15 protein-coding genes and 2 tRNA genes are annotated in these 21,281 nt (G+C 66.4%); 8 read left to right on the top strand and 9 right to left on the bottom strand.

The window, feature by feature from the left end; translation table 11 throughout:
• Positions 1-36: 36 nt before the first annotated feature.
• The 3 genes from AC5JJ2_RS19930 to AC5JJ2_RS19940 form a co-directional block, all read right to left on the bottom strand.
• On the bottom strand, positions 37-1,233 hold the full coding sequence (locus tag AC5JJ2_RS19930; protein ID WP_495859781.1) for a Gfo/Idh/MocA family protein: 1,197 nt from the start codon (positions 1,231-1,233) through the stop codon (positions 37-39).
• A gap of 110 nt (positions 1,234-1,343) precedes the next feature.
• Complete coding sequence (locus AC5JJ2_RS19935) at positions 1,344-2,507, bottom strand: serine hydrolase domain-containing protein (RefSeq protein WP_495859782.1); 1,164 nt, start codon at positions 2,505-2,507, stop codon at positions 1,344-1,346.
• A 24-nt stretch (positions 2,508-2,531) separates the two neighbouring features.
• A complete protein-coding gene (locus AC5JJ2_RS19940; protein WP_495859783.1) occupies positions 2,532-3,515 on the bottom strand; it encodes a ThuA domain-containing protein in 984 nt (327 codons plus the stop codon).
• Positions 3,516-3,894: 379 nt separating this feature from the next.
• On the opposite strand from AC5JJ2_RS19940, the gene AC5JJ2_RS19945 reads away from it, so the two are divergent.
• From AC5JJ2_RS19945 to AC5JJ2_RS19960, 4 genes are all read left to right on the top strand, one after another.
• On the top strand, positions 3,895-7,932 hold the full coding sequence (locus AC5JJ2_RS19945) for an LVIVD repeat-containing protein (RefSeq protein WP_495859784.1): 4,038 nt from the start codon (positions 3,895-3,897) through the stop codon (positions 7,930-7,932).
• A gap of 56 nt (positions 7,933-7,988) precedes the next feature.
• Positions 7,989-8,060, top strand: a tRNA-Thr gene (locus AC5JJ2_RS19950).
• 357 nt (positions 8,061-8,417) lie between these two features.
• The gene (locus AC5JJ2_RS19955; RefSeq protein ID WP_495859785.1) at positions 8,418-9,500 is read left to right on the top strand and encodes a DUF1559 domain-containing protein; all 1,083 of its coding nucleotides are present in this window, start codon (positions 8,418-8,420) and stop codon (positions 9,498-9,500) included.
• A gap of 171 nt (positions 9,501-9,671) precedes the next feature.
• Positions 9,672-11,066 (top strand): outer membrane protein assembly factor BamB family protein, encoded by a 1,395-nt coding sequence (locus tag AC5JJ2_RS19960; RefSeq protein WP_495859786.1) that lies wholly within the window; start codon positions 9,672-9,674, stop codon positions 11,064-11,066.
• A 151-nt stretch (positions 11,067-11,217) separates the two neighbouring features.
• Here AC5JJ2_RS19960 and AC5JJ2_RS19965 read toward each other — a convergent pair whose 3' ends face one another.
• Together AC5JJ2_RS19965 and AC5JJ2_RS19970 are read right to left on the bottom strand one after the other, a co-directional pair.
• Complete coding sequence (locus AC5JJ2_RS19965) at positions 11,218-14,319, bottom strand: protein kinase domain-containing protein (RefSeq protein ID WP_495859787.1); 3,102 nt, start codon at positions 14,317-14,319, stop codon at positions 11,218-11,220.
• Positions 14,320-14,355: 36 nt separating this feature from the next.
• A complete protein-coding gene (locus AC5JJ2_RS19970) occupies positions 14,356-14,991 on the bottom strand; it encodes an RNA polymerase sigma factor (RefSeq protein ID WP_495859788.1) in 636 nt (211 codons plus the stop codon).
• 122 nt (positions 14,992-15,113) lie between these two features.
• Between AC5JJ2_RS19970 and AC5JJ2_RS19975 the strand changes: the two genes are divergently transcribed.
• Together AC5JJ2_RS19975 and AC5JJ2_RS19980 are read left to right on the top strand one after the other, a co-directional pair.
• Positions 15,114-15,187: transfer RNA gene (locus AC5JJ2_RS19975), tRNA-Pro, on the top strand.
• Positions 15,188-15,358: 171 nt separating this feature from the next.
• Entirely contained in the window at positions 15,359-16,381 is a 1,023-nt protein-coding gene (locus AC5JJ2_RS19980) for a tyrosine-type recombinase/integrase (RefSeq protein ID WP_495859789.1), read from the top strand.
• On the opposite strand, the gene AC5JJ2_RS19985 is transcribed toward AC5JJ2_RS19980, so the two are convergent.
• The 4 genes from AC5JJ2_RS19985 to AC5JJ2_RS20000 all read right to left on the bottom strand — a co-directional run bounded on the left by AC5JJ2_RS19985 (position 16,368) and on the right by AC5JJ2_RS20000 (position 17,553).
• Positions 16,368-16,595, bottom strand: coding sequence for a helix-turn-helix domain-containing protein (locus AC5JJ2_RS19985; RefSeq protein WP_495859790.1), 228 nt, complete (start codon positions 16,593-16,595; stop codon positions 16,368-16,370). The genes AC5JJ2_RS19980 and AC5JJ2_RS19985 overlap by 14 nt on opposite strands.
• A 90-nt stretch (positions 16,596-16,685) precedes the next feature.
• Positions 16,686-16,901, bottom strand: coding sequence for a hypothetical protein (locus tag AC5JJ2_RS19990; protein WP_495859791.1), 216 nt, complete (start codon positions 16,899-16,901; stop codon positions 16,686-16,688).
• On the bottom strand, positions 16,888-17,202 hold the full coding sequence (locus AC5JJ2_RS19995) for a helix-turn-helix domain-containing protein (RefSeq protein WP_495859792.1): 315 nt from the start codon (positions 17,200-17,202) through the stop codon (positions 16,888-16,890). The genes AC5JJ2_RS19990 and AC5JJ2_RS19995 overlap by 14 nt, the downstream gene beginning before the upstream one ends.
• Positions 17,203-17,304: 102 nt before the next feature.
• Entirely contained in the window at positions 17,305-17,553 is a 249-nt protein-coding gene (locus tag AC5JJ2_RS20000; RefSeq protein WP_495859793.1) for a hypothetical protein, read from the bottom strand.
• A 158-nt stretch (positions 17,554-17,711) separates the two neighbouring features.
• Here AC5JJ2_RS20000 and AC5JJ2_RS20005 point away from each other — a divergent pair, with 158 nt between their 5' ends.
• Together AC5JJ2_RS20005 and AC5JJ2_RS20010 are read left to right on the top strand one after the other, a co-directional pair.
• A complete protein-coding gene (locus AC5JJ2_RS20005; RefSeq protein WP_495859794.1) occupies positions 17,712-18,392 on the top strand; it encodes an RNA polymerase sigma factor in 681 nt (226 codons plus the stop codon).
• 19 nt (positions 18,393-18,411) lie between these two features.
• Positions 18,412-21,273 carry a serine/threonine-protein kinase gene (locus tag AC5JJ2_RS20010; protein WP_495859795.1) on the top strand — a complete coding sequence of 954 codons (2,862 nt, stop codon included), beginning with the start codon at positions 18,412-18,414 and terminating at the stop codon, positions 21,271-21,273.
• The last annotated feature ends 8 nt before the right edge of the window (positions 21,274-21,281 follow it).

Genomic DNA, 21,281 nt, shown 5'->3' on the forward strand with positions numbered 1-21,281 from the left:
AAAACCATATCGGGCTACGCAACACCTCGACGCGGTCTATTTCCACTCGGCCGTCTGCCCGGTGCGGAGCGCCTGGTTCGCGAGGTGCGCCGCCGACGCGCCGGACACGCCCGCCTCGGCCGGGGCCGTCGGCGGCTTGCGGCTCTTGATACACTCCAGCCAGTTCGTCAGGTGCAGCAGCTCGCCGTCCGGCTTGTCGTAGAAGTCCGCCCCCCGCGGCCCGGTGCCGAGGATCATTTCCTGCGGCGGAATCTTCTTGTTCTTCTCCGGGATCAGCTCGTACCGCCCGCGGTCGATGTACACCGTCGCGTCCGTGCCGAGGAACTCGATGCGGGCCGCCGTGTGGGCGTTGCTGAACGTCCCCTCGAAGTGCATCTGCACGTCGCCGGGGTAGCTCAAGAGCGTCTGTACCGTGTCGGGCGTCTCCCACACGCCCCGCGCGGTCACGGAATCGCCGAGGCTCACGGCCTTCGTGGGGTGGTCCAGGTTCAGCACCCAGTGCGCCACGTCCACCCAGTGAACCATGAGGTCGGTGAAAATGCCGCCGCCGAAGTCCCAGAACCACCGCCAGTTCCGGAACCGGTACTCGTCGAACTCCTGCTTCTTTGCGTTGCCGAGGAACGTCGGCCAGTCCACCGACTTCGGATCGACGCCGAGCGGGAACCGCTGGACGCGGTTGCTGTTCCGGTTCCAACTCATCCGCACCTTGAGAACCTTCCCGATCTTGCCCGCCTGGATCAGCTCGCGGGCCGCCGCGATGTGCGGCATGCTCCGCTGCTGCGTCCCGACCTGTACGATCCGCTTGTGGTCGTTCTGCGCGGCGATGACGGCCTTGCCCTCGCTCAGGTCGTGCGTCAGCGGCTTCTCGACGTACACGTCCTTCCCCGCCTCGCACGCGGCGACCGTCAGCGGGACGTGCCAGTGGTCCGGCGTCGCGATCAGCACGGCCTGCACGTCCTTGTTCGCGAGCACCTCCTGGTACTTCTTTGTGGTCGCGGCCGCCGGGACGAGCTTCTTCGCCTCGTCGAGTGCCTTGTCCCACACGTCGCACAGCACGGTGACGCTGGCGGAGGGGATCGTCACCAGCGACTTGAGCAAGTGCCGGGCACGGCCGCCGCTGCCGATGACGGCGACGTTGATCGTCTCATTGGCGGCGAACGCCGTCGCCGACGACCCGGCGACGGCGAGGACGCCGGCCGAGGTTTGCAAAAAGCTTCGACGGGAGGGGGACATCGCGGTGACTCCACGGGAGAGGAGGGGTGGAACCCGGAGCGGCAGCGACGGGGTTTCGCCACGCCCACCCCGTCGCTACCGCTCCGGGTTCCACGGGCGTGGGCGTTATGCTACTTCTTGATCGCTTCCACCGCGAGTTTCTGGAACTCCTCGCGCATCACCGATGCGTCGCCGTTCGCGAGGCCGGTGCGGGCGATGAGCAGGATCACGAACAGGTCCTGCTTCGGGTCGATCCAGTACTGCGTGCCGAACGCCCCGCCGTGGCCGAACGTGCCGGCCGACAGCATCGCCGTCACGCCCTTCGGCTCCTTCACCACCGCGAACCCGTACCCGAAGCTCATGCCGTCTACAAAGCCGGTCTTGATATCTCCCGTCTGCGTCTTCGTCATCTCCAGGAAGTTCTTCTCGCTGACGATCCGCGTCGATCCGAGTGCCCCCTTGCCGAGCATCGCCCGGCAGAACGTCGCCAGGTCGCCGGCGCACGAGTACAGCCCGCCGGCCGGGATCGGGTGCTTCGCGTCCTTCGGCAGCTCCAGGATGAGGTTCGACGCCGCGACGAGCTGGCCGTCCTTCTTGTTGTAAATCGCCGCCGTGCGGGCCACCTGCTCGGCGGTCGGGTAGAAGGTCGTGTTCTTCATCCCGAGCGGGTCGAAGACGCGCTTCTGCAGGAACGTGTGGTACGCCTCGCCGGAGACGACCTCGATGACGCGGCCGAGGGTGTCGATGCCGGGGTTGCAGTACGACCACTTCGTCCCCGGCTCGAACGTCAGCGGCTGCTTCGCAATCAGCGCCGTCGTCTCGGCGAGCGTCATGTGCCGCTTCTGGTACACATCGTTCGCCGGGGCCGGGTAGTTCGGCAGCCCGCCGGTGTGCGTGAGCAGGTCCTTGAGCGTGATCGGCCGGGCCGGGTCCTTCACCTCGTCCTTCAACTTCAACTTCTGGCCCTTGAACTCCGGGAGGTATTTCTCGACCGGGTCGTCCGGTGAGAGCTTCCCCTCGTCCGCGAGAATCATGATGCCGAGCGCCGTGATCGGCTTCGTCATCGACGCGATGCGGAAAAGGGTTTCCTTCTCCATCGGCCTTTGCTTGTCGATGTCGGCGTAGCCGACGGCGTCGTGCGCGACGACGCCCGACGCCCGGCCGACGACGGTGACCGCGCCGGATAGGTCGTTCGACGCGACGAACTGCTTCATCCGCTCGGCGATCGGCGACGACTGGCCGAACGCCGGCACGCACACCGCCGCCAGCATCAACACGGAGAGGACACGACGCATCGGGAAACTCCGAGGGGTTCGCTGTTACTTGAGCAGGTCTTCCGGCTTCACGCCGGGCTTGTGGCCGTTGAACTTGAACGGCAGCGGCTTGTACTCGCCGACGATCTCCACGTTCGTCTTCTCCGGAATCTTGTCTTCCAGGCCGAGCGCCCAGAGGCAGCCGTTCGCGATCATCCGCCGCGTCGCCTCGTACTCGAGGTCCTGCGACGCGCCCATCGTCGTCGTGAAGACGCGGGCCTTGTTGACGGTCCGCGTCCACGCGACCGGCATCATCGGGTCGTTCTTCTTGCCGGCGACAGCCTTCGAGTCCGGCTTCAGAGTTTCCGTCACCTCGCCCATCACCAGCGGGTGGCAGTCGGCCGGCAGCTTCACCGTGTACACGTCGGTCGTGCCGAAGATTTCGCCGTCCTTGATCCCCTTGAGGATCGGGTGCGACTCCTGGCCCTTCGCGAACCGGCCGCGCGTTCCCTCCTTGCCGTGCTGCCCGTGGTGGGCCACCCACGTCTCGCCGAGGACGGCACGGCCGAACCCGCCCTGCCAGCCGTCCGCCTTGCTCTGCCAGTGGTAGCCGGCGTAGGTCTTGCTCTTTTGGTTGAAGGCGTGTGTCGCGGTGCGGAGGCCGACGATCGGCTTGCCGGATTCGACGTACTCGACGACGTGTTTCATCTGCTCGTCCGGCAGGTTGCGGAACCGAGTGAAGATGACCATCAGGTCGGCCGTCTTGAGCGCCTCCAAGCCGGGGATGTTGTCGAGGACGCCGGGGCTGATCGTGCCGTCCTTCTTGTCGATGGCGAACAGCACGGTGCATTTGAACCCGTGGTGCGTGCTGAGAATCTTCGCGAGCTGCGGCAGCGCTTCCTCGGACCGGTACTCCTCGTCGCCGCTCACAAGGACGACGTGCTTGCCGTTACCGACGCCGTTCCCGCCGGTCAGCGTGATCCACGGGTCGGCGGCCGAGGCCAGGGCGGAGAGAAAGAGGACGGCGGAAAGCGCGAGAAGGTGTTTCATGGGAAGGGCCGCGGGAGGGTTGGGATGCTCGCAGAGTATACGGCGGCGCGGGGGGGAAGGGAAGGGACCGGCGAGCCGAGCGGCTTACGCCGCTCGGCTCGCCGGTTTCGATAACGGGCTTCGTTTTGACCAAATGTTCATTATACCGGTCGCGTTAACCCAGGTGGCGATTCCGCCACGGGGACCACCCGTGGCGGTGGCGGCGGTGCCGGTGGGCTGCTTTTCGCCCTCAAACCTTCCCCAGCTTACCCCGTCGCGCCGATCGCGTTAGTTGTCACAGCCGTCAAAACCGCGCTCATCCGTTGACACGGCCGGAGCCGATGGTATGGGGGACGCCCTGCGCTCTCGCTCGGTATCGGTACGTTCGCGGAGATGGCTCATGGACGCGGCCCGCTCGTTCTCGTTTCGTCGCCTCGTCAAGTACACCGCAATCGTCTACCTGGCGTTCGCCGTCGTCAGTTACGCCGTCGATCCGCGGCTGCCCGGCGGCGACAAGGCCGTCAACGAGTACGCGAAGAAGGTCCGCGAGCAGGCGGCGAAGAAAGCCGCCCGCGAGCGGCTGCTGCCGCACGGCGACGGCACGAAGGACGTGCGGGAGCCGAACTACTCGACCGACCCGACCGACCCGTTCCCGATGCCGCCGGAACTCGACGGCGTGAAGCTGATGGAGCAGACGGAGGAGCAGAAGTCGGCCAAGAGCGGCGGGTGCATCGTCTGCCACCAGACGGCCCACGACCCGCACTACAAGGACACCGTCCGCCTCGGCTGCACCGACTGCCACGGCGGCGACGCCTGCGCGACGACGAAGGAGGCGGCGCACCCGAGGGCAAGGTTCCCGCAGTTCTGGGCGTCGAGCGGCAACCCGGTCCGGTCGTACACGCTGCTCAACCACGAGTCGCCGGAGTACATCCGGTTCGTGAACCCCGGCGACTTCCGGATCGCGCACATCAGCTGCGGCACGGCCGGCTGCCACCCGAAGGAAGTGCAGGTCAACCGCAAGCAGATCATGACGACCGGCTGCATGCTCTGGGGCGCGGCCCTTTACAACAACGGGTCCGTGCCGTTCAAGAAGGCCCGGTACGGCGAGGCGTACTCGATGCACGGGGCCGGCCTGCGGCTCGTCACGTGGCCGCCACCGTCGGAAGAGGAGATGGCGAAGAAGGGCGTGCTCCCGTTCCTCGACCCGCTGCCGCGGTTCGAGAACAGCCAGCCGGGGAACATCCTCCGCATCTTCGAGCCGGGCGGCCGGTTCCGCCCGGACGTGGGCATTCCCGAACTGAAGGAAGAACCCGGCCGCCCGCGGACGCGGTTGAGCGAACGCGGCATCGGCACGCAGAACCGGACCGACCCGGTGTTCATCGGCCTCACGAAGACGCGGCTGTTCGACCCGACGCTCAACTTCCTCGGCACGAACGACAACCCCGGCGACTACCGGTCCAGCGGCTGCACGGCCTGCCACGTGACGTACGCGAACGACCGGTCGCCGGTCCACTCCGGCCCCTACGCGAAGTTCGGCAACCGCGGCATGACCGTGAACGCCGACCCGACAATCCCGAAGACGGAATCCGGCCACCCGATCGAGCATCGGTTCACCAACTCGATCCCGACGAGCCAGTGCATGGTCTGCCACGTCCACCCCGGCACGACCGTCATGAACAGCTACATCGGGTACATGTGGTGGGACGAGGACAGCCACGCGGAGAAGGTCTACCCGGACAAGCAGTTGAACCCGACGCCGGAACAACTCATCCGGTCGCTGATGCGGAACCCGAACGAGATTGCCGCGAAGCAGCACATGCGCGACCCGGAGTTCGTCGCGGACATGGCGCAACTCAACCCGGAGATGACGAAGGCGCAGTTCGGGGACTTCCACAGCCACGGGTGGGCGTTCAACGCGGTGTACAAGCGGGACCGCGTCGGCAACTTCCGCGACCACTACGGCAACGTCGTCGCGAACCCGACGCCGCAACAGCTGATGGCGGCGACCGACTTCGCCACGAAGGTGAAGGACTTCCACAAGACGAAGCACGACACGGCCCCGAAGGCGAAGGCGGCCGAGGACCAGTTCGACAAGTCGCGGGCCGGGCAGCCGGTCCACCTGCGGGACATCCACATCGAGAAGGGGATGCACTGCGTCGATTGCCACTTCTCGCAGGACGGCCACGGGAACAACCGGCTGCACCAGGAGGTGCGGGCCGCCACCGAGATCGCGTGCATCGACTGCCACGGCACGAGCACGGAGTACACGTCGCTCCGGTCGTCCGGCCCGGCCGCGTACACCAGCGACCCGAACGGCCAGGGCCGCAACCTCGCCGCCATGCGGACGCCGTTCGGCAAGCCGCGGTTCGAGGTCGAGGAACTGCCCGGCGGGAAGAAGCGGTTCTTCCAGAACTCGGCCGTCGAGAAGGGCGTCCGGTGGGAGGTCGTCCAGACGAAGGACACCATCGACCGCACGCACCCGCGGTACAGCGAGAAGTCGGCGCTGGCGAAGACGGTCCGCTTCGAGGGCGGGCAGATGGTCTGGGGCGACCTGCCGGACGACAACCCCGGCTGCGCCGCGCACCAGAACAGCAACATGAGCTGCATCGCGTGCCACAGCTCGTGGAACCCGAGCTGCTTCGGCTGCCACCTGCCGCAGCGGGCGAACATGAAGATGCCGGTGCTGCACGCCGACGGCGACGTGACCCGTAACTACACGTCGTACTGCTTCCAGACGCTGCGGACGGACATCTTCATGCTCGCCCGCGACGGCGACGTGACCGGGAACAAGGTCAACCCGGCCCGGTCGTCGTGCGCCGTCCACGTGAGCAGTTACAACAACAACCGCGAGTTGATCTACTCGCAGCAGCAGACGATCTCGGCCGACGGGTACGGCGGCACGGCGTTCAGCACGAACGTCCCGCACACCGTCCGCGGCAAGGGGTGGCGGGAGACGAAGCAGTGTACGGACTGCCACGTCTCGAAGAACAACGACAACAACGCCATCATGGGCCAGTTGCTCATGCACGGCACGCAGTACCTCAACCACATGACCCGCGTGGGCTGGATCGCGGCCGGCGAGGAGGGGCTGTTCGGCGTGACGCTCACGGAGCAGTTTGAGCCGCAGGCGGTGTTCGGCAGCGACCTGCACCGCGTCGCTTACCCGGACAACTACAAGAAGCTCTGCGAGAACGGGAACGTCCTCAAGAACGCCCACGAGCACCCCGGCCGCGACGTGATGTTCGGGCTGAAGAAGCCGTTCCAAACTCACGAGGTGCTGCAAGTTCAGGCCCGCGGCGAGTACCTGTACGCCGCCTGCGGCGAGAACGGCGTGCGGGTGTACGACATCGCGTTCATCGACGACAAGGCGTTCGCCGAGCGGATCACGACCGCGCCGGTGTCGCCGGCCGGCCAGAAGTTCTACGTGCCCACGAAGAACGCCCGGTACGTCACCGCCCCGACCAGCGTGGCCGTGGACCCGCTGCGGAAGATGAACCCGGAAAACAAGGAGCAGCCGATCCACCTCGTCTTCGGCTTCCTGTACGTTGCCGACGCGGAGGAAGGGCTGATCCTCATCGGGGCCGGGACGACCATCGACGGCAACCCGATCAACAACTTCCTCAAGCGGCAGGTGACGTTCAACCCGGACGGCCTGCTGTGCGGGGCGCAGTACGTCCACATCGTCGGCCACTACGCCTACGTCGCGTGCGACGCCGGCCTCGTGGTCGTGAACCTCGACAACCCGCTGGAGCCGAAGGTCGAGACGGTCATCGACTCGAAGTTCATCCACAAGCCGAAGTCGATCCAGACGCAGTTCCGGTACTGCTACGTGGTGGACGAGGAGGGGATCAAAATCCTCGACATCTCGGACATCGCGAAGCCGCAGCCGAAGTCGCTGATCCGCATCCCGGACTGCCACAACATCTACGTGGCCCGGACCTACGCCTACGTGTCGGCCGGGAAGCGGGGCATGGTGATCCTCGACATCACGAACGCCGAGGAGCCGAAGCTCGACCAGGTGTTCACCGCGAACGGCGCGATGACGGACGTTCGCGACATCAAGTTGGGGATCACGTACAACACGTCGTTCGCCTACGTCGCGGACGGCGCGAACGGAATGCGGATCGTGCAACTCTCCTCCCCGCAGCAACCGGGCAACGACGGGTTCAGCCCGCGGCCGTGCCCGAAGCTGATCGCGACGTACAAGGTCCCGCACGGCGGCAAGGTACTCGGCGTCGGCAAGCCGCTCGACCGCGACCGGGCGGTGGACGAGTCCGGCCACCAGATCGGCGTGTTCGGCCGCGTCGGGGCACGCCCGTTCAACGCCGAGGAGCAGCGGAAGATGTACATGAAGGACGGCCACGTCTGGAAGGTGTCCGACGACCCGAAGGACCCGATCTACCACGACCGCCGGAAGCCGCTGCCGGCGAAGAAGTGACCGGCCGGCGAACCTTGTCGGGGCGGCGGGCGTCGATAAGTTAGAAGCAGCGGACCGCCGCCTTAGCTCAGCGGTAGAGCACGGCTTTCGTAAAGCCGGGGTCCAGGGTTCAAATCCCTGAGGCGGCTTTCCCCGACGCCACGAGGTAACCCTCGTGGCGTTTTCATTTCCCAATTGCCCCATCCTCACGACGGAAAATGATTCCTCGGAATCCACCCTCACCCCTCGCCGGAATCATTTCAATTCTCCGGAATCATTTTTGAGAATGACGCAAATATATAAATTGTAAGGTTTTGTATCGAATTTTCCGTCTGGAATCATCTCGCATCAGTCCGGAATCATTCGCTCCCCATTCGCGGAAAGAACCGAACCGACTCCGGTATTACGTCGTACGGACCTTGACGAGGTATGAAAAAGTATTACGAAAGTAAACTAAGTTCTTAATCTCCGTTCGAGTACCGCGCTACCCACTCGGGGGAAATGTCATGTCGCGTTCCGGTCCGGTCCGTCGTCCGGCGTTCACGCTCATCGAGTTGCTGGTCGTGACCGCCATCATCGCCGTCCTCCTCGGGTTGCTACTCCCCGCCGTCCAGAAGGTCCGCGAGGCCGCCGCGCGGATGAGCAGCCAGAACAACCTCAAGCAGCTCGGCCTCGCGCTCCACAACTACGAGGGCGTCAACGGCCGGCTGCCGGGGATGCTGCCGGTCGCCGGCGTGAGCAACGGCACGTCGTTCGGGTACTCGATCCACGCCCAACTGCTGCCGTACATCGAGCAGGAACCGCTCGGCCGGCAATTCGACATGACGCAGCCGCTGTTCCTGGGCACGTTCCCGGGCATCACGCTGAACCCTGCTGTCGTGCCGGCCGCGGGGACGGTCGTGAAGACGTTCCTCTGCCCCGGCGACGGCCGGCAGCCGCTGTTCACCGTCAACTCCGGCGGCGGCACGCACGCCGGCACGAATTACGTCGTCAACCTCGGGTCCGGGCCGGCCGGCGCGGGGGCGGCCGCCCCGAACGGGTACGACACCCGGTTCCCGTCGGACGGCCTGTTCTACTACGGCCCCGGCCTGCGGTTCGCCGACGTGACGGACGGCACGACCAATACCATGTTCATGTCCCAGTGCCTGCTCGGACTGAACCAGAACCTGACGAAGCCGTTCGCCGACCTGTCCCGCGACGAGCGGCGGCGGCAGACGGCGAGCATCCCCGGCAAGGGGCTGTACACCGGGCCGGGCGGCGCGAACCCCGGCTACGGGGCCAGCCCGCCGATCGGTCCGACCGAGTTTCAAACGGCCACGTCGTGGCGGGGCAACCGCGGCGGGTCGTGGATTTGGGCGAACGCGACCGTCAACGGGTTCACGGCCGCGCTGACGCCGAACAGCGCCGACCCGGACTCGACGGCCCACGGCCTGGGGTTCCTGTCCGCCCGGAGCAACTTCAGCGGCGGCGTCAACGTCTGCTTCGGCGACGGCGGCGTCCGGTTCGTCCGCGACTCGATCGCGCTAACAACCTGGCGGGCACTCGCCACCCGCGCGGGCGGCGAGGTCGTCACCGGCAACGACTTCTAACCGTGGCGGGTTTCGTGGGGCGGGTCAAGGCTCTGCGCCGACCCGCCGGGGGACCGCGACCAGAATCGAAGACACGCCGAACCGGCCGGGACCTCAACGGCGGGTCGGCGCAAAGCCTTGACCCGCCCTACAAGACATGTGACGCCTTCTAACCCAACAAGGAATCATTCCATGAGCGTGCTGCTGCTGTCCGTCCTGCTGAGCGCGGACCCCACGACCGCCGACACGTGGCCCGGCTTCCGCGGCGACGGGACGAGCACCACGGCCGCGAAGAACCTGCCGGTGACGTGGTCGCCGACGGAGAACGTCGCGTGGCGGACCGCGCTGCCTGGGTACGGGCAGTCGTCGCCGGTCGTCTGGAAGGACCGCGCGTACGTTACCGCCATCGACGGCGCGGAGAAGGAGAAGCTGATCGTCGCCGCCATCGACGTGAGGTCCGGCGCGGTCGCCTGGGCGAAGGAGTTCGCGGCGTCGCAGAAGGGGAAGAACAACCCGATGATGAGCCGGGCCGGCCCCACGCCGGTCGCGGACGGGGGCGGCGTTTACGCCTTCTTCGAGTCCGGCGACGCGATCGCCCTGACGCCCGGCGGCGACGTGCGGTGGCGGCGGTCGCTCGTGACGGACTACGGCGCGTTCAAGAACAACCACGGCGTCGGCAGCTCGCCGGCGCAAACCGCGTCGGCGGTCGTGATCCTGATCGATGACCAGGGGCCGTCGTACCTCGTGGCGCTCGACAAGGCGACCGGCCGGCCGGCGTGGAAGGCCGACCGGCCGAGCCGGTCGTCGTGGACCTCGCCCGTCGTCGGCAACTTCGACGGCAAGCCCGCGGTGCTCGTCAGCAGTAGCGGCTCGTTGACCGCCTACGACGCGGAGACGGGGAAGGAACTCGCGGCCCTCGACGGGCTGGTCGGGAACAACATCCCGTCCGCCACGGCCGCCGGCGGGCTGGTCGTCGTCGGGGCCGGGGAGAACCGGATGAAGCCGGACCTCGCGGCGTCGGCCCGGTCGAACTGCTGCGTGCGGCTCACCAAGAAGGACGGGAAGCCGGCGTTCGAGAAGGTGTGGGACGGCACGAAGGCGATCAGCCACCACGCCAGCCCGCTCGTGCATCGGGGGCACGTCTACTTCGCGACGAAGACCGGCCTCGTCCACTGCGTCGATCTGACGACCGGCGAGGAGCGGTACGCCGAGCGGTTGGACAACCAATGCTGGGCCACGCCGGTCGGGGCCGGGGAGCACGTCTACTTCTTCGGGAAGGACGGGGTGACGACGGTGCTGAAGGCCGGGCCGACGTTCGAGAAGGTGGCAGCGAACCGGCTGTGGTCGGCGGACGAGTTCTCGAAGCGGAAGGACGACGCCAGGGCGAAGGCCGCGGCGACGCTGCCGAAGCCGCCGGAGGGGAAGGGGCCGGGCGGCGGCCCGCCGCTGCCGAAGGACGACCTCGACGCGACCCGGTACTCGGCCGTCGGCGACGTGGTTTACGGCGTGGCCGCGGTGGACGGGACGATCCTCGTGCGGACGGGGACGGAACTCGTCTGCGTCCGACAACCCGCGACGGGCCGGTAATATTTCGGCGAGCCTCGAACCAGCACCGGCTGGTATTGTGGAACCCGGAGCGGGAGCGACGGGGTGTCGGGTGCGTCAACACCCCGTCGCTCCCGCTCCGGGTTCTACGGAAGAAGATGTTTGCTCGCCGCGATTCGCTGGCCCGTAGCGCTTAGGCCCCGCCCTTCGCCCGCGGCCTCGGCGCGAGTTCGCGGCGGGTCGGCTTCCGGTCCCGCCACGCGCTCTCCTGGTCCGGCTTCCCCCAGTCGCGGTACAGGTCGGCCACGCGAGTGACGAGTGCGGCCATCGTGGCGTCCGTCACCGCCGGGTGCCACCGGGCGTGCGCCTGCCGGAGGTAGTTGAAGGCCGCCAGCAGCAGCGGCTCGGCCGCGGCGAACTGCTTCCGGGCGGCTAGGCACTGCCCCAGGTCGGCGAGCGCCTTGCCGCCGGTGATCGTGGTCGGCTTCGGGACCGGGCCGTCCGCCGGGATCAATGGGCGGAGCAACCGCTCGGCCTCGGCGTACTCGCCCCGGCCCGCGAGCAGCCCGGCGTACAGCTCGACGACCGCCTTGCCGATGCCGGTCTTCGCCCCGGCCGGGCCGGTCGCGCACGCCAGCGACTGCTTGAGCCACGGCTCGGCCGCGTCCGGCAAGTTCAACTGGAAGTACGCCTGGGCGAGGTAGTAGGCCGTGGCCATCGTCTGGAACTTGTCCGGGCCGTCGGCCGCCGTCGCCGCCGCCGCCGTCGGTTCGAGGACGGCGACGGCCGCCTCGTACCGCCGGGCGAGGAGCAGGTAGCTGCCGAGGTTGTTGCCCGTCAGCCGGGTGTCGGCGTGGGCCGGGCCGTGGAGCTTCAGCCGCTCGCGGTAGACGGTCTCGTTGAGCCGGATCGCGTCGTCCAGCCGGTCGGCGGCCTTGTACGCGGCGGCGAGGTTCGAGAGCGTGATGTGGGTGTCCGCGTTGCCCAGGCCGAGGTGCTTCAGCCGCAGCGCCCGGCACTCTTCGAGGACGCGGATCGCGTCGGCGGTCCGGCCCGTGTCCTTGTAGCACTGGCCGAGGTTGTTGAGGATCGACTGCGTGGTCGTGTGTTCCTCGCTCAGGTGGTCGCGCGCCCACGGGAGCGCCTTCTCCAGTAGGACGACGGCCTGCTCCGGCCGCTTCTTCAGGGCGAGTAGTGTTGCCACGTTGTTCATCGAACTGATGGTGGACTGGTAATCCTTCCCCTGCCGGGCGAGCCGCGTCTTGAGTACGGCCTGGTGCAACTGCAACGACTCGTCGTACCGCCCGGCCTGCTGGAGGCCGAGGGCGTAGTTGTTCGTGGCGGTGAGCGTCCGCTCCTCGTCCGGCCCGAACCGCTTCGCCCGCGCGTCCATCGCGGCCTTGAGCCGGGGCAGGGCGTTAGCGGTCTCGCCGAGGTGGAGGAGGACCAGGCCGAGTTCCATGCCCAGGGCGACGACGCGGTCGTCGTCCGGGCCGTGGGCGGCGGCGAACGCCGGGAGGCATTCCTCCGCCAGTTTCCGGGCCGCGGCGTACCGGCTGGTGTGCTCGTAGATCGCGACGAGTTGGCTCTGGCACTCGTGGACGGCGTCGCGGTCCGGAACGGGCTGCATCGCGAGGAGGTCCATCGCCCGGAGGTAGTGCCGCTCGGCGTCCGGGAATCGGCGGAACTGGAACCACGTCTGGCCGAGGACGATCCGCGCCCGAATCTCCGCGGCCGGCCGGCCGGCGAACGCCTTGTCGAGGTTCTTCTCGGCCACGGCGAGGGCTTCGGCGAGCGTGACGGTCCGGCCGAGGCCGCGGCCGGCGAGGTCCGGGCGGGACGCGGCGAGGACGTAGTTGACGAGGAACTGGTTGAACGCGGTCGCGTCCGCCTCGGCATCGACGGCCCGGTTGCGGTCCGCGACCGCGCCGGCCTCGGCCGCCGTCGCCTTCGCCGATTCCTCTCGTGCCTTCTTCTCCGCGTCGCGGGCGGCGGTGGCGCGGTCCTCGGCCCGGCCCTCGGCGGCCAGCGCCCGGACCATCTGCCACGTCGTCCCGACGACGCCGGCCAGCAGCGCCACGAAGACGAGGGTGGACCCGACGACCGCGGCGCGGTTCCGCCGGAGGAACTTTTTCAGCCGGTAGCGGCGGCTCGCCGGGGCCGCACGGACCGGCTCGTCCGCGAGGAGTCGGCCCACGTCGTCGGCGAGCGCGGCCGCCGACTCGTACCGCCGGGCCGGGTCTTTTTCCAGCGCCTTGAGCACGATCCAGTCGAGTTCGTCCCGGACCCGGCGGGACGGGACGGGGACGGTCGCGACGGCGCTCGGCGGGGGCGGGTCCACCTCGCGGATGAGCGTCGCCACGTCGCGGGGGCGGCCGTCCCGGTCCCGGAGGGCGGCCGTGGGCGTGCCGCCGGTGAGCAGCTCGTACAGCAGCACGCCGAGGGCGAACACGTCACTGCGGGTGTCGAGGCCGGCGGCCGTGTCGAGCGTCTGCTCCGGACTCATGTACTCCAGCGTGCCGACGACGGCCCCGTGCTCGGTGTGCCGCGGCTCGCCCGGATCGACGGCCCGCGCCACGCCGAAGTCGATGACCTTCGGCACGAGCCGCCCGTCCTGCCGGACGACGAGGACGTTCGACGGCTTGATGTCCCGGTGGATGATCCCCTTCTGGTGCGCGTGCTGGATCGCGTGACAGACTTCGCGGAACAACCCCAGCCGGGACCGGAGGTCGAGGCCGTCGTCGGCCACGCACTTCGTCAGCGTCGAGCCGCGGAGGAACTCCATGACGAAGAACGGCCGGTCGTCCTCGCTGACGCCGGCGTCGAACACCTTCGCGATGTTCGGGTGGTCCATCCGGGCCAGCACCTCGCGCTCGGCCTCGAACCGCGCCCGCAAGCTCGGCCCGTCGAGGCCGGGGCGGAGGAGCTTGACCGCGACTTCGACGTTCAGCCGCGGGTGGGCGGCGCGGTAGACCTGGCCCATGCCGCCGCGGCCGACCTCGTCGAGCAGCACGTAGTCCCGGACGCGGCGGGCCGGCACGGGGGGCGGCCCGGCGATCTGCAAGTTGTGAATGACGGCGGACACGACCCGGTCGAGCGCCACCGGCGTCGGGGCCGGTTCCCGTTGGCCGCGGAGCTTGGAGAAGAGGGCGTCGTTCTTGGAAACTTCCTCGATCCGCGAGAGGCAGGTTTCGCACGTGCCGAGGTGCGAGTCCACGTCCGCGGCGACGGCGTCGTCCAGGTCGCCGGCGGCGTAGCGGAGGAGGGTGTCGTCGAGCGGGCAGCGGGCGGTCATGGCGGCGTCCCCTTACCCGACAATAACGCGGCGGCCTTACGCGGGCGGCAGAATTCCCGCGAACGACGGGTCGTCGACGACGCCGAGGGCGGTCAACTCCTGCCGGAGCCGCTTGAGGATGCGGAACTTGGCCTGGTGGACGGCGTTCGCCGCCATGCCGAGGTCGCCGGCCACGTCGCGGGCCGGCTGGCCGAGGACGACGGTTCGCCAGAACGCCTGCCAGGTGTGCTCGGCGAAGTCGCCACGGATCAGGTCGAGCGCCCGCTCGACCATCCCCGGCGCGTCGGCGTCGGTGTCGTCCGCCGGCTCGGTTTCGGGGACGTTGTTGAGGGCCATCTGCGCGTTCGTGCCGCCGGCGGCGACGGCCGAGTCGTGCCGGCGGCGGGCGGCGTCGCGGACCTTGTTCCGGGTGATCGTCCAGAGCCACCCGCGGAACGTGCCGGTCGCCTTGTCCCGCCGGAACTTTTCCAGGCCGGGGGCCACGGCCGTCCACACGTCCTGGACGATGTCGGCGGCGTTCTCGTCGGTGAGGCCGGCCCGCTTCGCCCAGGAGAAGACGGCCGGGCTGTAGAGCTGCACGAGTCGCCGCCACGCGGCCGGGTCGCGGCCCTTCGCCAGCCCCAGCAGCGTCAGCGACGTGTCGTCGCTCGCGGTGGACAGGACGTTTCCCATGGTGAGATCGTACCAAAGGCGAGAAGAGATATCATGCCTTTAGGACAATCCGGGTTCCCGCGGCGGTCCGGCCAAAGGTTCTGTTGACAGCGGCCGGGAATTTCGTAGAACGTCTTCCGTGACGGGCTGTAGCTCAGCTTGGTAGAGCGCTTGGTTCGGGACCAAGAGGTCGCAGGTTCGAATCCTGTCAGCCCGACTTTGTTAGTCCTTGTCAGGTAAGCACTTCCGACGACGCCTCTTTACGGGCTCTGCACGCTGTGCAGAGTTCCGTGCAGAGATAGAATGAAAAGACCCCCCGCCCGCTGTCACGGACGAGGGGCCTATCGAGCAAGCCTTCCGGCTCACCCAGCTCCCGGAGGCTTCAGCAATGCGTCAACCAAAGCCGTGGTTTCGTAAGCAGACCGACACCTGGTACGTCCAGCTCGGCAAGGACCAGATCCCGCTCGTGAAGGGCCGCGGAAACGAGAAGGCCGCCTACGAGGCGTACTTCCGGGTCATGGCCGAGCAGCAGGCAAACGCCCCGCCCGAGCCGGACAAGCTCACCGTGGCCCGGCTCGCCGACGAGTTCCTTAAGTGGAGCGAGAAGCACAACTCGCCCGAGACGTTCGACTGGCACAAGGTCTTCCTGCAAAACTTCTGCGACGCCCACGGGCGGCGGCTCGCCGCCGAGGTCATTCCCTACCACGTCACCACCTGGCTCGACCAGAACCCGTCCTGGAAGGGCGGCCGGCGGCACGCCACATACTGCGTCAAGCGGGCGTTTACCTGGGGCCACAAGCAGGGCCTGCTGACGACGAACCCGCTCGCGGCCGTCTCCGTCGGAAGGAGCCCGCGGCGGGAAGGAAGCGTCAGCAAGGAAGCCAGGCAAGCCATCCTCGCGGCCATCCCCGACCAGGCGTTTCGGGACTTCGTCACCGCCCTTCAGGAAACCGGCTGCCGGCCGTCGGAGGTCGCCCGCGTGACCGCCGAGAACGCCGACCTCGAAATCGGCGTCTGGGTGCTGCCCGAGCACAAGACTGAGAAGAAGACCCACAAGCCGCGGGTCGTCTACCTCACCCCGCCGATGGTCGAGATGACGAGGCGGCTGATGGCCTCCTGGCCCGACGGCCCCCTCTTTCGCACCCACCGCGGTAAGCGGCCGTGGAAGCGAAACGCCATCCGCTGCCGGTTCATGCGGCTTCGGAAGAAGCTCCCCGAACTCGGGCATGTGGTTAGCTACCACTACCGGCACTCCTACGTGACCGACGCGCTGGTCAACGGCGTCGGCATCGCCCAGGTCGCGGAACTCGTCGGGCACACCTCGACCGACATGGTCATGCGGCACTACTCGAAGCTCTCCCAGCAGGTCACGCACATGCGAGACGCCGCCCGGAGGGCTACCGGAGCTTGATGTGGGTAAGCCCTTCCGGGGGCGGGGCCGGGGGTTTGACCTCGGCCCCCTTTCGGTACTCCTCAAGCGCCTCCTCGGGGATGCGGATGGTGCCGCGGCCAAGCCCGTGCCGCTCGTGGCGAATCTTGTTCGCGGCGATGAGGGCGTAGACCAGTGACCTCGACACCCCGAGGCGCTCCGCGGCAGCTCTCACGCTCAGGACACTTCTCGTCATCCCCTCCTCCGCTCCCCTCGGCAGACAGCCCGAAACGAAGTCGCAGGCGGCGGCCACGGGCCGCCGAAGCGCCTGTCGAGCGTAGGCCAGTTAGTTCACGGACGGTGTCAGACAGCGGTCGCGCTCGGCCAGCACGGCCTCGATGATCTCGGCTTCGATCATGAACACGAGCGGCTCGAACCACGACCAGAACCCGGGTGTACCCGGGTCCGGGCGGCTCGGGTCGAAGATGGCAGCGAGGACGGCGTGGACGAGGTGCGAGCTGACCCGCCGCTCGCTCTCCCAGTCGGGGTCATTTGGGGTCATCGCTGCCCCCGAGGAGGCCTTCGGCTTCGTACCTCAGAAGCTCCTCGCGGGAGATACGAAGCTCGGACCGGCCTCCCCGTCCGCTACGAGTGCGGGTGGCCGCGATCCGGCCGAGCCTCGCCCACGAGCGGACGGTATCCTCCCTACAACCGACGAGCCGGGCAAACTCGCGCACCGTGAAGTACTGCTTGTCGGCACGCACGTCGGCGACGCGGCGAAGGGTCTTCTCGATCTGGCTCAGCCTCCTGTCGAACTCGGTGCGCATGTCACTAAGCGCGCCGAGGATGGCTGGAAAGCTCATCGTTCCTCCCCGGAATGGGTCGATTGTGCGGCCTAGAGGTCAAGCCGCGTCTCTGGACGGTTGGAAGGAGTTCAGGAATCACCTGTATTCCGGTCGAATGGATCAAAACGGCGAGGCACAGCCGAAGGCGGCGACGAACTTCGACCGGTACAGGCCGAGCTGGACCTTGTTGAAGTGCCGGCGGTTCGGCAGGTGCAGCGTCGCGGAGTGACTCGTGTGGCGAATCTTGAGCGGGTGTGCTCCTCCGCCGAGCTTGATGGCGAAGCCCGCGCGGGCGATCCGCCGCTGAAGCTCGCGGCCGCTAAGAGAGTTCCGCCGGTCGGACTCCTCGCCAGAAGGTGCGTTGCTCAAAGTCATCTCCGCTGAAGTAGCCTCAGTCGAGGCTCGGTTTTGGGCTTTTTTGAAGGCCCGTTAACCAACCTCTTCCGCGGGGAGCTGAGTTCTCCGTGGCGAGGGCAAAAGAATCTAAGGAATGACCCCAGAACCCTGGGGCACCAAGGAGGGAAGTGGTGGGTGACAGCCAGTCGCAAACGACCAGATGGTCGCTCGTACCGCGGCTTCAGGATCCCGAGGACGTGGAAGCGTGGAACTGGTTTGTGGACGTCTACGCCGGTCCCGTCCGTCGCCAGGCTCAGCTAATCCTGGGCAGGCGGCATCCGGATGTGGATGACGTCTGGCAGGAGGTCGTGATTCAGGTCAAGAAGCGCGTCGAGGAAAGAGGCATCGAGAGGAGCGGTGGGCGGTTTCGGGGTCTCGTGAACATCATCGCCCGACGCGCCGCGATGAAGATACGAGCGAAGAACGGTCCAGCAGCAAACGGTGGCGACGAGGCGCTTGCCGGAGTCGCGGGCAAGGTCGTGGGAGGTAGGGCGGTGACCGTGGACGACATCGCCGAGCTGGACCGGCAGTGGGAGCTAAGCGTCAAGGCCAGCATGGTTATGAAGGCGATTCAGATCGTCCGGGATGAGGTTGCGGCAGATGACTGGCGGTGCTTCGAGAAGACTCGAATCGTCTCGACTCACGACGAAGAGGGTAACGAATACTTCGAGATTGCTGAGCGTCCCATCCAAGGGACCGTCGCGGCAGTGGCAAAGGAACTCAAGTGCTCCGAAGCCCAGGTCTATCGGGTAACGTGGGAGATGAAGAAGCGAATCAGCGAAGTGTTCAAGGGGTTGAGTTCCGACGAGTGATTTCCGGTGAGGGACGTGCATGGACGCGGACGACGCCCCCGAAGGTACTGCCACTCGGTCAGCGACGGATTGCCTCGACGACAGCCTGCTCAACACGCTCGTCCAGGGCGGTCTGGATGACGCGGCGAAGCAACGGGCGTTTGAGCATCTGGCGGCGTGTAGCAACTGCGATGCTCGTCTGCACCGCATTGAAGCTGCGAGCAGCGGCGCAAGCCATTTCGCTACCCCACTGCCGAAACCGAGCGCGAGCGCCGAGTCATTCGTCAAAAAGCAGCGTGAGCGGAGCTATCCCTACTTGGGTGCCGCGGCGGACGGGCATCCAAACGACCTCGGCACGTTCGCTGGCGGCCTCTACCGAGTGCTGGAGTGGATCGACAGCGGCGGGACATCGGACGTCTTCAAGGCGTATGACACGAAGATGGAGAGTCTCGTAGCACTCAAGGTGCTGCGGGAGCCCAAAGACGCGAAGAGTCCGAGGAAGCGGGGCAAGAAGCAGTCGTCGGCCAGAAGTCACTTTGAGCAAGAAGCCCGCTCAGGCTTCAAACTGCGTGCAGGCAATGAGCGATTGGTCGGCGTGATTGGCAGCGATACCAATCACAAGCCGCCGTACCTCGTCATGGATTACGTAGAGGGAGAGTCGCTTAGCACCCGCATTCGTGAGGCAGGAGAGAACGGCTTGCCGGCCGACGAGGCCAAGCAGATCATCTGGGAGGTCGCCAAAGGGCTCGCCCTTGTTCACGACCAAGGCTGGGTTCACCAAGACATCAAACCGCAGAACATCAAGCTTCCGGCTGAGGGGCCGCCGAAGATCATCGATGTCGGCCTCGCCTTCGAAGCGGGCGGCTCGCGATCGGTCCCGCGAGGGTACACTCCCGAGTACGCAAGCCCGGAGCAGCTTGCCGGGGGGGAGATCGGTATTCCATCCGATGTGTACAACCTCGGGGTGACGCTCTACGAGCTACTGACAGGGCAGCTCCCACCGCGGTGCAGTGAACACAAAACGTCTACCGGCTGCCCGGCCGGATGTGGATCATTCACTGCCGGCAAAGAGCAAATGTCGCGGATGCCGAGGCCTATTCGCGCCATCTGTTCCAAGTGCCTTCGGGCGAAGCCTTCGGAACGATACGCCTCCGCCCGAGAGGTCGTCGCAGCGGTCGAAAGCATCGGCCGCTTCCGGCGAATTGCTCTAAGAGTGGCCGCAGTGTTGATTCCACTAATTGCTATCGGAGGGTGGGTTTACACGCGGTACGACAAGCATCAGGAGCGTCAGCGCGCCGAGGCGGCCGAGCAACACGCGATCCAGCTACAAGCGGAAGACGAGAGGACATGTAACGAGCTGGATCAAGTTCATGGCGAACTGGCGGACCTGATCTTGGCTGAAAGGCGGCACGTCCCAGCGGTAGGGGGGACTTTCGCCATCCAGCAGGCTGAGACGCGGAAAAGGCAAGTCGTCACCCGCCTGCGATCACTCGTTACCACTTTGAAAGCTCGGCAGCAGGACAATCCCAAAGTGGCCGGCAAGGTCCGCTTGGCAGAGGCGGCCTTGGCACAGGCCGAGAGCAGATACAGTGAAGTCCTCAGCTTGCTCCCGAAAGAGGAGGTAGAGCAACTCGCAGCCGGTGCCACTTCGGCATCGGAGTTCGCCTATCGCGCATGCCTTCTGCGTGGGAGTGCCCTGCTGGCGACTGACCAGTGCGCGGAAGCTCTAGAAACGTTTAGACGGTCCTTGACACTCAAACCTAGCGACCCGGCAGGCATCGCATCCATCGGGTTTTGCCTCGTCAAGCTCGGACGCGATGGTGAATACGAGTCGGACATCAATCCACTTATTGCTCTTTTCGAGGCCAAAAAAAGTCAGCCAAGCACGTATGCGACAAGTGTCCGATGGCTTGCTGAACTCTACAGCATGCGAGCGGGCTGGCACTACAAGGGATCCCGCCATCTGCTGGCCCTTGAAGATGCCGACCGGGCGATCGCGGTAGAGAAGTTGCTTCGAGAGAGACGGATCGAGCCGATCTACTCACCTGGACTTTGCACGATCCACGCAAACCGCGGCAATGTTCTTGCAGAGCTTAATCGTGACGAGGAGGCTCTTGAGGCCGAGCGTGCGGCGCTCGAAGAAAGCATAGTCGCCACCTGGAGCAGGCCGGTCGAAGCCTATACGGTCCTCTCACAAACGTGTCAGGTTCTTGACCAGATCATGACACGCAGCTTCGGCGCGGTCCGAGGTCGGGCCGTGGCTGCTCGTATCTACGCCAGCACACTGATGGCCATTACCGCCCTCCAAGGTGGACAGGTAAGCGTCGCCGACCGAGAGTCGGAGGCTGCTACGGCCCTTGCTGACACCCACCCGTGCCGTGAACATGCTGGCGTTTACTGCCTAGCCTTCGTGATCAGAATGCAAGTCGCTCAATACCTATGCGCAAACAATCTCGGAGAGCAGGCCAAAAAGCTAGGCAACCCGCTGCTGGCCTTCAAACTACCTTCCGTCGCAGCGAGTTCTGCTCTGAGATATGTCAGTCAGGTCGATGTGTCGATTGATTCAGATAAGTATCTGAGGCTCGCCGCCTACTTCCTTCTTCAGGCGAAGCTCAACGAAGATTTCAAAGCGGGCCAGGGCGCCATCGTTAACAAGAGCAAGATTGGAACTAGCCTCCCCACACCCATTGTTGCCAGGATGATTCAGGGTGCCGTTAGGCCTGAGTACGCTTCGGGCCTCGTGTTCGACGGAAAAGACGATGACGCAACAGCCGAGTTTCGGGCGTCAATTACTGACTGCGAGCTTCTAATCCGTGATTACCGGCTCACGGAGATGCTCGCACCCCTGGAGAAAGCCCGGTGGATACTTGGGAACCCCGTGAACGTGGCACCCAAAAGATGATACGGAGC

This window comes from Limnoglobus sp. (genome assembly GCF_059499385.1).